Here is a 12,784-nt window from a genome sequence, read left to right on the forward strand (position 1 = left end):
CGGTGTGGCCAGCCACACCGGGTGTTCTGCGTTTCTGGGCTATCAGACCGTCGGGCAGGCGAAACCGTCGCCGTCCGGATCCAAATGCGGGCCGTAGCCCGGTTCCCCGCGGAACAGCGGCGCCCGACCGGCCGCGCGGGCCTCATCGCAGTTGGCGAATGCGCCACCGGCCGAGCCGGTCTGAGACATGCCTGCCGAGCCGGTCGCGGCCGAACCGGTATCGATTGCGGATGAACCCGTTCCTGCGGAACCGGAGGGGACGTCGGCCAGGGCTGCGGGCGCCGCTAAAAAGGTCAATCCCGCGGCGGCAACGCTGACGGTGAGCCGGCGAACGTTCATATATTCCTCTGTTTGTTTGCTGCGGTGGATGTGCGTCCAGGGGGAGACGCCGCATCCACTGTTGTGACGGGCCGCTCCGTTGTCAACCGCGCAGCTTGACAATAGGGGGATTAGGGGAAGATCACCGCTACCGCCGTCACTCGCCCAGACGCTTGCCCGCCGAGTGTTCGGCCGGAATATTTCCCATTCGCCCGGCCTGGTAGTCCGCCATTGCCTGGATGATTTCGGCGCGGGTGTTCATGACGAACGGACCGTATTGCACGACAGGCTCTTTGATCGGCTGGCCGCCGAGCAGTAGCACCTCCAGGTCGCCGGTTCGGTTGTGCTGCACCGCATCCGCGGTAAGGGTGAGCGAGTCGCCCGGGCCGAAGACGGCGAGTTGTCCTTCGCTGACCGGTCGGCGTTCGGCGCCCACCGTTCCGCTGCCGGACAACACATATGCCATCGCGGTAAACCGTTGCGGCCATGGGGTTTCCAATTGTCCGCCCGGTGTGATGGAGGCGTGCGCGTAGGCGATGGGGGTGTAGGTCGAGCCGGGGCCTTCGAAACCGCCGATCTCGCCCGCGATGATGCGCACCAGTGCGCCACCATCGTGCGAGCTGACCATCGTCAGTTCGGAGCCGCGCAGATCCTGGTAGCGCGGTGTAGCCATCTTCTGTGCGCGCGGCAGATTGACCCACAGCTGGATGCCGTGGAACCAGCCACCCGCGACGACCAGATCCTCGGCGGGCAGTTCGTCGTGCAGGATGCCGGATCCGGCCGTCATCCACTGGGTGTCGCCCTCGCTGATGACGCCACCGCCGCCGTTCGAGTCGTGGTGCACCATGGTGCCGTCCATGACATAGGTGACGGTCTCGAATCCGCGGTGCGGATGCCACGGTGCGCCCTTGGCCTCGTACGGCTCGTATGCGACCGGGCCCATCTGGTCGAGCAGGATGAATGGATCGGCCGAGCGTAGATCCATGCTCGGGAATGGGCGGCGCACTTCGAAGCCCGCACCTTCGCGCTGCTTATGGGCGGTGGTGATAGTGCCGACCTTGCGCTCGCGCGTGGCATCGATCGGGCGAGGCAGTCGCGGCAGCACCATGATGTCGGGGACGGTAATAGCCGGCATGGGCACCTCCTGATCGGGTTGGTATCCATGTCAACCAAAGGCTGGCTAGGATCATTCCCGTGGTCCGATGGCTGAACGATGACGAGCAGGAGACCTGGCAGGCCTTTATCCGGCTGCGCCAGCGGCTGGACGCGGCGCTTTCGGCCGGGCTGGCCCAGGACGGCCTGTCCACCGCCGACTATGAACTCCTAGTGCCGCTGTCGGCCGCCCCCAGCGGCTGCCTGCGCGCCAAGGAGTTGGCTGCCGAGGTCTGCTGGGAGAAGAGCAGGCTCTCGAAACACCTGGCGCGCATGGCTTCTCGCGGACTCGTCAACCGCCGCCCGGCCGCCGACGATGCCAGGGGGATTCTGGTCGAACTCACACCGGCCGGACGCAAGGTGCTCGAAAAGGCGGCGCCGAACCATGTCGAACTGGTGCGCCGGATCTTCGTCGACCCCATGACGCCCGCGGAGGCGCGGGCATTGCGGTCGCTGGCCGATAAGGTGGTCGCCGAGGCGCAGAGCGGTACCGAACTCGGTTACTGAATCACCACGGTGTGATCGGCGGTTTCACCCACAGCAGTTTCTCATCGGTGTGATTGCGTTGTGCCGCAGGATGATCCGGATAACGAGCGGCCCAGGTGTCCTTCTCGTCGAGCAGGTCGGCCACATTCGTCCAGGTTTCGCCGGTGCTCGGCGGGTTCGTCTCGGCGGCGCGCGCCAGTTTTCGCAGGATCGCCGCGGGCAGGTCCAGCAGTTCGGCCCCGGTGATGCCACGATCCCAGATATAGGCCGCGAGGCGGCGCGCCTTCTCGGCGCGGCTTTTCGACGCGTGGTCGGAATGGGCGTAATCGGTCATGGCGCAGTCCACATCGATGGTGGTTGGTCTGCGTCGACCCTACGACAACGCCTCCCCGCCGTCGGGCGGGGAGGCGTTGTCGAGGCAGTCTTGGATCAGTACGCCGAGTTGACGTTGTCCATCGAGCCGTAGCGGTGCGCCGCGTAGTTGCAGGCGGCGGTGATGTTGGCCACCGGATCCCAGATGTCCCAGGCGGTGCCCTCGACGTGGTAGGCGTTGAAGGTGGGGTCGATCACCTGGAGCAGGCCCTTGGAGGGGATGCCAGCGGCGGCGTTGGAGTCCCAGAGGTTGATGGCCTGGGGGTTGCCACCGGATTCGCGCATGATGTTGCGGTAGATGCCGTTGTAGCTGCCCGGGATGCCCTGTGCGGCCATGATGTCGAGGGCGTGGTGGATCCAGCCGTCGAGGCTGTCCTCGTAGACCGGGGCCGGGGGCGGCGGCGGGGTCAGGCCGGGGACCGGCGGCAGCTCGGGCAGCGGCGGCAGCTCGGGCAATGCGGGCAGGCCGGCAATGGCCTGGGCGTCGACCGGCTCGGCCGCGGGAGTCACCGCGGGGGCGGCGGGCTGCTGCTCGGCGACCATGGCGATGCGCGACGGAACGCTGTCGTCGGCCAGCGCGACTACGGAGGAGGTGCCGACGGCGATGATGCCGGCTGCGGCGACAGCGAGGGTGACACTGTCACGGAGCGACAGGCGGCGGAAAGCAGAGAGGCGTTTGTCGAGCATTTCGAAATCAGTTCCTTGTCGTGTCCAGAGAGGCGATCCGGCCCGGTAAAGGCAGCGCGGATCTCCGACGGGGCACCCGGTGGGAAGGCCCGCCTGAATCGGTTCGTATGCTGTTTTCGGGTTTTGTTGTGAAGGCCAGGCGAAGCCCTGGCGCCCGACGCGGTAAGAGCCACCCGGGGTCGGTTCCCGGCGGGTGCCGCTGTCGTGCGGGGAGAATGCGGTCAGTGCCGCTGAATCTCCGGCGACCGCGGCGGGGAAAACCCATCTGCCGTTGCGGTCGTTTTCCGACTGTGTGTGGATTGCTCCACGGTTGTAACCGAACTGTTGGCCTGTTCGTGACCTGATCTCAGCTTGGTCACGATGGGTTAATGCAGGGTGAACGAGCGGTGAACGAGCGGGGTTGCCGATCTTGGAAAGCCCTGGTCGGGCTTCTGAAAACCCTATCTATGCGGGGAGTTTGCTCCTAAACGCGCTGTGGCGCAGGTCACAATTTTTTATCTGTAACGCGGGCCACTTTGTCTCAATTTGGTCACCATGAGGCCGGACGGACCCGTCCGGGGGGCACCACGCGGGTCAAATTGTTACGCAATTCGGCGACTGCGGAATCGCCCAAAACGGACGCCCACTGGTCGGCGAAGTTCGCCGCCGCGGCATCCGCCGCGCGTGTGCAGGCCCATCCCTTTTCGGTGAGGGTGATCAGTCGCGCGCGGGCGTCGTCGGGATGTGCGTTGCGTTCGGCGTAGCCCTTGCGCACGAGTTCGTCCACCAACTGACTGGCGGCCTGTTTGGTCACCCCCAGATGCTCGGCCAGCTCGCCGACCGTCGCACCGCTCGGGGCCAGTCGGACGAAGGCGAACCCGTGTGTCGGCCGCACGTCGGCGAATCCGGCGGCGACCACTCCCGCATGGATGGCGTCGGTCGCGGCCGCCCCCGCGGCCAGCAGGAGCAGGGCGAGATCCTGTCCGGGGCGCAGGGTCGAAGCGGGTTTCAGATCCGACATGACTGACATCTTGACACAGATGGGCAAGTTGCTTGACTATATAGTCAACTTGCTTGACCAAATGAAGGAGTAAGACATGCCTGTGACCCGTGCCGCCGAGGCCGAAACCCACGAAATGCACGGCACTCGATTCACCTCCTATATCCGCCCCGGTATGGGTAGTGCCGAACTGTGCGTCTGGCAGACCCAGGTGCCCGCGGGCTTGAAGGGCATGCCGCACAAGGTTTTACGAGAGGAGGCATTCGTCATCATCGCGGGTGTGGTGACCCTGACCATCGACGGTCAGCCGGAGGAATTGCGAGTGGGCGATGCCGCCCTCGCCCCGGCGGGCTCGACCATCAACCTGGAAAACAACGGAACCGAAACCGCCACCCTCCTGGTGACCGTTCCGGTCGGCTTCCAAGGTGAGCTGCTCGATGGAACGGTCATCAATCCGCCATGGGCCAGCTGATCGGGGCCAACTGGCCACGTGTCCAACGACACACCCGCCGTTATCGCTCCGATGGCGGTGCGTTATCGCATTGATCGAACAAAAAATCCCCCCGTCGGCATGCGGCCGACGGGGGGATTTTTTGCTGCCGGTTACGTATCCGTTTGGTTGAGAAGGCCGTTGGCGATGAGCGTGAGGACCTGGTCGACGGCGAAGGCGACGGCCGGCGGGGTATCGGGAAGCGGTCCATCGACGAGTAGGACGGCGAGTCCGTGCACGGCGGACCAGGCGGCGATCTCCGCGCCGGGGCGGCGCTGCGGCCTCATGAGACCCGCGTGCACCGCCTCATCCAGGACTCGGCCGAGAATCGTGAACGGCTCCGGCGCGGCGTCGTCGGTCGAGGGTTCTGCGGGTGGTTCGCCGGCAGCCACGGGGTGCGAGACGAACGCGCAACGGAACAGGCCGGGTTCTGACAATGCGAAGTCGATGTAGGCGGCGCCGACCGCGCCCAGACGCAGGAGCACGTCGTCGGTCTGGTCGATGCGGCGTCGCATCTCGGCCCCGAGCTGTGCCCTGGCGTACCGGGACACCTCGGCCAGCAGCGCCTCGCGGTCGGCGAAGTGACGATAGGCGGCCGAATGGGACACGCCCGCCGCCCTGGCGACCTCCCGCAGGACGACCCGGTCCGGTCCGCCCTCGCGGGCGAGTGCGACGCTCGCCTCGACCAGCGCGGACCGCAGCGCACCGTGGTGGTACGACGAGCGCCGGTCGGGCCGGGTGTCACTAGCAGTCATATCTCCAGGATCGTACGCCGAGCCTTATGTTGACAACGGTCACATAGAGGCGCACACTCATATCCAGAAGTGACCGGTGGTCACATTGGTCGATCTCACGGAAGGACATGTGATGAAGCAAACGCGAGTGCTGGTAACCGGGGCGACGGGCAAGGTCGGCTCCGCAGTGGCCACCCAACTGCTGGAACGCGGGGTACTGACCAGGGTTCTGGTGCATCGCGAGGACGCTCGCAGCGCGCGGCTGCGGGCCCTGGGTGCGGAGATCGTGGTCGCAGACATGTTCGATATACCGCAGGTGCAGGCCGCACTGGAGGGTGTTGATCGGCTCTACTTCAATCCGCCCTACCACCCGCACGTGCTCTACAGTGCGGTCGCGTTCGCGGTGGCCGCGCGGCGGGCGGGGGTGGAGGCGGTGGTGGTGCTGGGCCAATGGCTGGCCAGTCCCGAGCATCCGTCGCTGATGACCCGCCACGCCTGGTTGACGGACAAGCTGTTCGAAATGCTGCCCGACACCGCGCACGTGGCCGTCGACCCGGGGTTCTTCGCCGATAACTACTTCAACCTGCTACCGACGGCCGCGCAGATGGGAATAATGCCGTTCCCGACCGGGGCGGGGCTGAACGCGCCGCCGTCCAATGAGGACATCGCGAGGGTCGCGGTGGGCGCGCTGCTCGACCCCCATCGGCATGACGGCCGGTCCTATCGCCCGACCGGTCCGACACTGATGTCCGGGGCAGACCTCGCGAATGCGATGGGTGAGGCGCTGGGCCGGCGGGTGCGTCACGTCGACGTCCCTCCACGCATGTTCATGAAAGCGGTGCGGGTGGGTGCCAAGCGGATGGGCTTCGACGTGTTCCTCGAGTCGAGCCTGCACCACTACATGCCCGAATACGCGCTGGGAACATGGCAGTTCGGCGGACCGACGACGCACGTGCGTGACGTCGCGGGCGTGGAACCTGAGGACTTCGTGACCATCGCCCGCCGATACGCGACCGCGCCGGAATGTCGCCGTACCACCGGGAACTTCCTGCGCGAGACCTGGGACTCATTGCTGATGGCTGTCACACCGATGCGCGATGTGGATCGGTTCGAACGCGCACAGCAGCAACCCAGACCCGCAATTCCGCGCTTCTCTGGAGAGTCCGACATCTGGCGGAGCGAACACACCCTCACCACTGACGACGCCGTCCCGGTCAACGCCGTATCCAACTGACTGCATTCACCTCTGGAAAGGAAATTCGTGGATCTGGCGCTCATCGCAGTGGAAGCGGGAATGTCTGCGCTGGCGCTCGTGGCACCCGAGTCCGGTAACTGTGAATCACCCGCAGTTCCGCGAGTATTGCAGTGTTGACATACGCTGCCGAACTGCGATGGGATCCGGCGGCTTTTGCCGGTAGCAGGAATACCGGTCCGGGGGAGAGAATAGATGCTTGATGTTATGTGCACCATCAGTATCGGGGTATGTCCCTGACATGCGCCGTATCCGTTCAGCGGGGTGCCCGAAGCGGGCAGTGCCGTTGTGAACGAACCCTTTGCGCCCTTTTTGTTGGAATAACGGGCAGCCTCCCAAAATCTCTGCCTCGATTTCCGATTCGTGACCAGGCGGACTCGATGAAACCCACGGTAGCGACCAGCCCGGAATCTGCGGAGCAAGCCGACCTCGGGCCGCCGCCACGTACTGGAGTATCCCTGACCGATTCCGCCGCTTCGGTCAGCGAAAAGCCGAGCCAGGCTGAGCCGCATCGCTGGGGCTTCGGCATCGACGTGGGCGGTACCGGCGTGAAGGGCGGCGTCGTCGATCTCGGCACCGGGCAGCTGATCGGCGACCGCTTCAGACTCCCGACCCCGCGGCCAGCTACTCCGGAGGCTCTCGCCGACACGATCCGCGAGGTGGTGAAGCACTTCCAGTGGGACGCGCCGCTCGGCGTCACCTATCCGGGTGTGGTCAGTGGCGGCGTAGCTCGTACCGCCGCGCACCTCGATAAGTCTTGGATCGGAGTGAACGCGCAGGAGGTGATCAGCGCCGAACTCGGCGGACAGTCGGTGACTCTGCTCAATGACGCCGACGCGGCGGGACTGGCCGAGGTCGAGTTCGGCGCCGGCAAGGACAACGACGGCGTCATTGTGCTGCTGACGTTCGGCACCGGCATCGGTTCGGCGGTGATCCATAACGGGGTGTTGTTGCCCAACACTGAATTCGGTCACATCGAGGTCGGCGGAATGGAGGCCGAGCGTCGGGGCGCCGCGTCGGTCAAGGAAAGGCACGCCTGGAGCTACAAGCGGTGGGCCCCGGAAGTGACGAAGGTGCTGGTCGCCATCGAAAACGCGATCTCGCCCGACCTGTTCATCGCCGGTGGCGGGGTCAGCCGCAAGGGCGACAAATGGATTCCGTTGCTGAAGAACCGCACGCCGGTGGTGGCCGCCGCGTTGCAGAACACCGCGGGGATCGTTGGGGCAGCGGTGGCTGCGCGTGCCGATCCAACGCGCGCAACCAGCCCGCCCGGCGGCAGCGGTCGTCTTCGCTGGGTTTGATCAGCAGGACCCGGCTGTGGTGGCGGCGGATGTTGAACCCGAGAAAGTCACATCCCTGATTCCCAACGGTGCAGAACCCGGTCTACTGACGGAAGAGGTCGCCGGTGGCATCGCCGATTCGGCGCTTGCGGTGGAAGTAGTCGTTGATGATGACCCGGTAGAGGTCTGCGTCGGAGCGGGCCCAGTTGCGCATCAGTTCGCAGCCGAGGGCCAACGAGGTGATGGGGTGGGCGCCGGCCTGGACCATGCGGGTGATTGCGGTCTGGTGAGTGACGGGGGAGACCCCTCCGACGGCGTCGACGACAGGGTAAACCTCGTAGCCTTCATTCAGCATGTCAAGGGCGGGGAATGCCAAGCAGACCTCGGTCCAGAGGCCGGCCATGATCATCTTCTTACGGCCGGTGGCTTCGACGGCGGCGCGGAAGTCGGCGTCCTCGCCCCGCAGGGTCCGCATCGGCGTGATGCTGTTCGCCGATCAATTGCTGTCTCATGCATGGCCCCTGGGCGGGCTGATGACCGAGGGCGCCGATCCCGGTGCAGCACTGGTCTTTCAGTCGTTTGCGCTGATGCCGTGGCTGACCGTGCAGGCGCCGCTGCGGGCCCGCGTCATGCGCCGACTCTGATGGCCTGCGACAGCGGTGGCTCCGTGCCGTCGGGGAATCGCACGAACGGGGCGTCGTCGGTATGGATGCTCTCGATCATGTCGGGCATTGTTCTACGCTGCCGTGCGCTGGTCACGCCACCGAATCATGTTGGCGCCGAACCTTCCTCATTCAAGCGCGCCATCAGGGAGTTGGTAGCTTGCTGTCGGCTGCGCCCACCCATCGGGTGAGTGCGGCGGTCAGAGTGTGGTGGTCGATGGGTTGGGTGGCGGGGTTGACCCAGGCGACATAACCGTCGGGGCGGACGAGGGCCGCGTCGATGGCGGGGACGTCGCCGAAGACGGGCAGGTGCCACGGGCTGCTGGACCGGGTGGGCGCGAGCCGTGCGTCGACACGGTCCACGTGGTCGGTCCACGGGGTGGGAATGCCCGTCGATCCGTTGGCACGGAGATCGATCAGCACCGGACGGGCTCGGTGGAGCAGGCTGAACACGTCTGTGCTGCCCTGGTCGGTGGTCAGGGGCAGATTTGGCATGCGCCGCCCGAGCAGGGGGTGGGTGTCGCCGAGTGGGTAGCGCAGATCCAGTCCGCTGAGGATTCCGCTCAGACGCAGGCATACCTCGGGCACGGTGAGGATGTCGGTGACGACCTCGCGTAGAGCGTCGTTCTGCCGTCCGGGTTTGATCAACGCGGTTTGGGCCTTGGTCAGCTGCAGCACGGTGGCCGCGATCGGGTGCCGCTCCTGGTGGTAGGTGTCCAGCAGGGCGTCGGCTGCAGTGCCGTCGAGTACGGCGGCGAGTTTCCAGCCCAGGTTCACCGCGTCCTGGATGCCGAGGTTCAATCCCTGTCCGCCGATGGGCGAGTGGGTGTGGGCTGCATCCCCGGCGAGGAAGACCCGGCCCCGGCGATAGTGGGTGACGTGGCGGAAGCCGTCGGAGAAGCGCGACATCCAGCGCGCGTCCCGTAGACCGTAATCGGTGCCCAGGCCGTCGCGCATGACCTCGCGCAATTCGTCCAGGGTGACCGGTGCGGTGCGGTCGGCCGGGGGCGTGGCCCGCATCAGGCTCAGGCGGAACAGCCCCGATTCGGCCCGGGAGATCTGGTAGGTACCGATGCGTTCGTTGCGGCCGAAAACACCGTTGCCGTCGGGCGGGGAGTCCAGGTACACGTCGCCGACCACCCAGAACGCGACCGGCTCGTCGCCAGGGAAGGGAAAGCCGCTGATCTTCCGCACGGAGCTGTGGCCGCCGTCGCAGCCGATGAGATAGTCGGCGCGGATCGAGGCCGGGCCTTGCGGCCTTTCGAGAAACACCTCGATGCCGGTGTCGTCCTGGTGCAGGTTCACCACGGCCGTTGACCACAGGAAACGGACGCCGAGCTCGGCGGCGCGGGCGGCCAGGATCCGCTCGGTTTCGTGCTGCGGCAGGATCAGCGCGGAGGGCCAGGCCGGATCGAGTCGGTGCGGGGCCATCGGTATACCGGAGAACAGGACCCCGGGCAGGACCTTGCCGCTGCTGAGGAACTTCTCGGCCAATCCGCGCTGGGTGAATATCTCCATGCTGCGGGCATTGATGCCCGGTGCGCGCGACTCGCCGACCGTGCCGACCGGGCGGCGCTCCAGCACGACGACGTCGATGCCGCGGAGCCGCAGCTCGCAAGCCAGCATGAGGCCGGTCGGGCCCGCGCCCGCGATGGCTACTTGGGCTGTTGGTACGGAAACGCTATTGTTCATAGGATCCTATGTAACTCTAAATAGGATCCTATGTAAAGTAGGGATGTGGAAACCGCATCGATGCCAAGCCTGGCCCAGCTGATCAATCGCGCCGCACGCGCGCTGGCGCGTGACGGCGACGCCGCGCTCAAACCGCTCGGGCTGCGTTACGCCCAGGTCCCCGTGCTCGCGCTGCTGCGCGACGGCACCGAGCTGACGCAGAAGGAGCTGGCCGACGCCACCGGCATCGAGCAGCCCTCCATGGCCCAGCTGCTCACCAGGATGGAACGCGACGGGCTGATCCGCCGCACGCCCAACCCCCGCGATGCGCGCAGTCAGACGATCACGCTGGCCACCGAGACCGCCCCGCACCTGAACGCCGCGCGCCGGCAGCTGGCCGACCTCAACGCGCGGGCCGTCGCCGGATTCACGTCGGCGGAGATCCGAACCCTCGAGGAGCTGCTGATCCGGCTCAACGACAACCTCGACAGGGGCAGCGCTGAATCGGCCTGAGGGGTGCGAAGGAATTCGAGCTTCTCCGACGGGTTTCCGTCAGATCGCCCGCCGCGGTGGTAGCCACCGCGCCTGGCATGCCAGCTTTCGGTGTGGCGTCCGTTCCGGGCGTGTACTGCGGGTAGGCGGCGCTCATGCGACTAGTACCGCCGTTCCGGGCAGGACCATGCGGACCTCGACATCGGGGCATCGTCGCTTGGGCGAGCGATCGGGACGACCCAGATCCTGGAGCGTTCGAGCAGGCCGCCGACCGGTGGTTCGGCAGTCCGGCATGAGCGGCCCCAATCGGCGGGCCCTGGACCGGCGCAACCCGCCGCCAGATCGAGCTCACCCTCGCCGCGAGATCGCTGAGGCGTCGGATTCGAAAACGGCCGCGAAGCCGTTGGGGCATTCTCGCGAGGGCATCACAGAGCCGCACCGCATCGTCTCGCCGCAGCAGGCGCCCGACTCATCGGCCGTGCTGGAGCTGGGGTTAGGCACCGCCAGCCGAGGAACACGCCATTGGTGGTGACTTTTTGGTGTTCTTTTGGTGACGGTCCGATAGAGCGGAAAAGGCCCGACCATAGTATCGGGCCTGACCTGCTAATTTAAGTGCGCCATCAGGGACTCGAACCCCGAACCCGCTGATTAAGAGTCAGCTGCTCTGCCAATTGAGCTAATGGCGCGGATCTTGCTGTGCTCCGTGTTCCGGTGCGGGACAAAGATTAACAGGCGGAGTGCCCATAAGTGAAATCGGTTTCTGACCGGGGCAGATGGGAGCCCGCGGCCGGTGTTAACACGGCGCGGGATGGAAGTGATCTAACCGGTGAACCTGCCAGCGGCGGAGTGGTTTCACGTTGGATCATGCCTTCCGGCCTGACAGAATGGCGGGGGCGTGATCTTGACCGGACTCCATCGGCGTTGCGGGAGGAGCTGTGTCGGTTGGATCCGAAGCCATCGGTGCGCTGACGCGGCATCGAGACTTGAAACGGGGTTGAAGTTGAATATGAGCGTTGGTCGGGGTCGGCATCGGTTGATGCGAAAGATCACCGGACCTGCAGTCGTTTTCGCGGTGTTCGCGCTGGCCTTGACGGCATGCTCGTCATCCAACGCCGCGGACACCGCATCGGTCGCCATCGACCGCAATCCGATCACCGAACTGATGAAGCCCAAGCTGTTGTCCCCGGTCAAGGACGGTGAGGTTGGGGTTTCTCCCGGCATGCCGATGATGTTCAAGGTCGATGACGGCAAGTTCACCACGGTGACATTGACCAATCCGCAGGGGGCTCCGGTCGGCGGCAAACTGGCCGCCGACGGGCGGAGCTGGGAGACAACCGAGGTGCTCGGCTACGGCAAGACCTACAAGCTCGAGGCCGACGCGATCGGTCTCGGTGGCGCGAACTCCACCGTGCTGAGTTTCACCACCAGCTCGCCGAACAGTCAGACCAAGCCGTTTCTGCTGCCCGGCGAGGGCGAGGTGGTCGGCATCGGCCAGCCGGTCGCCGTGCAGTTCGACGAGAACATCCCGGACCGCAAGGCCGCGCAGAATGCGATCAAGGTCACCACTGAGCCACCGGTAGAGGGCGCCTTCTACTGGGTGAACAACCGTGAGGTCCGGTGGCGGCCGGAGCATTTCTGGGCGCCGGGTACCAAGGTCACCATCGATGTGAACGTCTACGGCCGCAATCTCGGCAATGGGCTGTTCGGCCAGGACAACATCCACTCCTTCTTTACCATCGGCGATCCGACGATCTTCACCGCCGACGACAACACCAAGCAGGTGACGGTGGAGATGAACGGTCAGGTGGTGCGGACCATGCCGACCTCGATGGGCAAGGACAGCACGCCCACCGATAACGGCATCTACATCGTCGGCGACCGTTTCGATCGCATCATCATGGACTCTTCGACCTACGGCGTCGCGGTGAGTTCGCCGAACGGCTACAAGACGCCGGTCGACTATGCGACCCGGTTGTCCTACTCGGGCATCTTCTTCCACTCCGCGCCGTGGTCGGTTGGCGCGCAAGGCTATTCGAATACCAGCCATGGCTGCCTGAACCTCAGTCCGGCGAATGCGCAGTGGGTGCTGCAGAACGCCAAGCGTGGTGACATCATGCAGTCATTAACGGCATCATAACAAATGCCATACCTAGCGAACGTATTACATAAATACTCATAATATGAAGATAAGAAGTATCCATATTCAGTT

Annotated in this window: 15 protein-coding genes and 1 tRNA gene; 7 read left to right on the forward strand and 9 right to left on the reverse strand. The window is 65.4% G+C overall.

What is annotated here, in order from left to right; translation table 11 throughout:
* Nucleotides 1–42: 42 nt before the first annotated feature.
* Both ABZW16_RS40120 and ABZW16_RS40125 read right to left on the reverse strand, forming a co-directional pair.
* Nucleotides 43–339: an excalibur calcium-binding domain-containing protein gene (locus tag ABZW16_RS40120; protein WP_354961387.1), complete on the reverse strand. Its 297-nt coding sequence runs from the start codon at nucleotides 337–339 to the stop codon at nucleotides 43–45.
* 136 nt (nucleotides 340–475) lie between these two features.
* Nucleotides 476–1,453 carry a pirin family protein gene (locus ABZW16_RS40125; protein ID WP_354961388.1) on the reverse strand — a complete coding sequence of 326 codons (978 nt, stop codon included), beginning with the start codon at nucleotides 1,451–1,453 and terminating at the stop codon, nucleotides 476–478.
* 59 nt (nucleotides 1,454–1,512) lie between these two features.
* On the opposite strand from ABZW16_RS40125, the gene ABZW16_RS40130 reads away from it, so the two are divergent.
* The gene (locus ABZW16_RS40130; protein WP_354961389.1) at nucleotides 1,513–1,977 is read left to right on the forward strand and encodes a MarR family transcriptional regulator; all 465 of its coding nucleotides are present in this window, start codon (nucleotides 1,513–1,515) and stop codon (nucleotides 1,975–1,977) included.
* 1 nt (nucleotide 1,978) lies between these two features.
* Here ABZW16_RS40130 and ABZW16_RS40135 read toward each other — a convergent pair whose 3' ends face one another.
* The 3 genes from ABZW16_RS40135 to ABZW16_RS40145 form a co-directional block, all read right to left on the reverse strand.
* Nucleotides 1,979–2,290, reverse strand: a complete 312-nt coding sequence (locus ABZW16_RS40135; RefSeq protein WP_354961390.1) for a hypothetical protein — start codon at nucleotides 2,288–2,290, stop codon at nucleotides 1,979–1,981.
* Between the two features lie 95 nt (nucleotides 2,291–2,385).
* Nucleotides 2,386–3,015 (reverse strand): transglycosylase SLT domain-containing protein, encoded by a 630-nt coding sequence (locus ABZW16_RS40140; protein ID WP_354961391.1) that lies wholly within the window; start codon nucleotides 3,013–3,015, stop codon nucleotides 2,386–2,388.
* Between the two features lie 529 nt (nucleotides 3,016–3,544).
* Nucleotides 3,545–4,015: a MarR family transcriptional regulator gene (locus ABZW16_RS40145; protein ID WP_354961392.1), complete on the reverse strand. Its 471-nt coding sequence runs from the start codon at nucleotides 4,013–4,015 to the stop codon at nucleotides 3,545–3,547.
* A gap of 76 nt (nucleotides 4,016–4,091) precedes the next feature.
* Between ABZW16_RS40145 and ABZW16_RS40150 the strand changes: the two genes are divergently transcribed.
* Entirely contained in the window at nucleotides 4,092–4,466 is a 375-nt protein-coding gene (locus ABZW16_RS40150; protein ID WP_354961393.1) for a cupin domain-containing protein, read from the forward strand.
* Between the two features lie 131 nt (nucleotides 4,467–4,597).
* Here the strand turns inward: ABZW16_RS40150 and ABZW16_RS40155 are convergent, their stop codons facing one another.
* Nucleotides 4,598–5,239, reverse strand: coding sequence for a TetR/AcrR family transcriptional regulator (locus ABZW16_RS40155; RefSeq protein WP_354961394.1), 642 nt, complete (start codon nucleotides 5,237–5,239; stop codon nucleotides 4,598–4,600).
* A 112-nt stretch (nucleotides 5,240–5,351) separates the two neighbouring features.
* Between ABZW16_RS40155 and ABZW16_RS40160 the strand changes: the two genes are divergently transcribed.
* Together ABZW16_RS40160 and ppgK are read left to right on the forward strand one after the other, a co-directional pair.
* Nucleotides 5,352–6,452, forward strand: coding sequence for an NmrA family NAD(P)-binding protein (locus tag ABZW16_RS40160; RefSeq protein ID WP_354961395.1), 1,101 nt, complete (start codon nucleotides 5,352–5,354; stop codon nucleotides 6,450–6,452).
* 398 nt (nucleotides 6,453–6,850) lie between these two features.
* A complete protein-coding gene (gene ppgK, locus ABZW16_RS40165) occupies nucleotides 6,851–7,771 on the forward strand; it encodes a polyphosphate--glucose phosphotransferase (RefSeq protein ID WP_354961396.1) in 921 nt (306 codons plus the stop codon).
* 82 nt (nucleotides 7,772–7,853) lie between these two features.
* Here ppgK and ABZW16_RS40170 read toward each other — a convergent pair whose 3' ends face one another.
* Complete coding sequence (locus tag ABZW16_RS40170; protein ID WP_354961397.1) at nucleotides 7,854–8,225, reverse strand: isochorismatase family protein; 372 nt, start codon at nucleotides 8,223–8,225, stop codon at nucleotides 7,854–7,856.
* 7 nt (nucleotides 8,226–8,232) lie between these two features.
* On the opposite strand from ABZW16_RS40170, the gene ABZW16_RS40175 reads away from it, so the two are divergent.
* Nucleotides 8,233–8,394, forward strand: a complete 162-nt coding sequence (locus ABZW16_RS40175; RefSeq protein WP_354961398.1) for a hypothetical protein — start codon at nucleotides 8,233–8,235, stop codon at nucleotides 8,392–8,394.
* Between the two features lie 162 nt (nucleotides 8,395–8,556).
* On the opposite strand, the gene ABZW16_RS40180 is transcribed toward ABZW16_RS40175, so the two are convergent.
* Nucleotides 8,557–10,104 (reverse strand): FAD-dependent monooxygenase, encoded by a 1,548-nt coding sequence (locus tag ABZW16_RS40180; RefSeq protein ID WP_354961399.1) that lies wholly within the window; start codon nucleotides 10,102–10,104, stop codon nucleotides 8,557–8,559.
* A gap of 45 nt (nucleotides 10,105–10,149) precedes the next feature.
* On the opposite strand from ABZW16_RS40180, the gene ABZW16_RS40185 reads away from it, so the two are divergent.
* Entirely contained in the window at nucleotides 10,150–10,596 is a 447-nt protein-coding gene (locus ABZW16_RS40185; RefSeq protein WP_354961400.1) for a MarR family transcriptional regulator, read from the forward strand.
* A 592-nt stretch (nucleotides 10,597–11,188) separates the two neighbouring features.
* Here the strand turns inward: ABZW16_RS40185 and ABZW16_RS40190 are convergent.
* Nucleotides 11,189–11,261: transfer RNA gene (locus ABZW16_RS40190), tRNA-Lys, on the reverse strand.
* Nucleotides 11,262–11,611: 350 nt separating this feature from the next.
* Here ABZW16_RS40190 and ABZW16_RS40195 point away from each other — a divergent pair.
* Nucleotides 11,612–12,712 (forward strand): Ig-like domain-containing protein, encoded by a 1,101-nt coding sequence (locus ABZW16_RS40195; RefSeq protein ID WP_354961401.1) that lies wholly within the window; start codon nucleotides 11,612–11,614, stop codon nucleotides 12,710–12,712.
* Nucleotides 12,713–12,784 lie beyond the last annotated feature (72 nt).

This window comes from Nocardia sp. NPDC004604, assembly GCF_040609795.1.
Lineage (GTDB): Bacteria > Actinomycetota > Actinomycetes > Mycobacteriales > Mycobacteriaceae > Nocardia.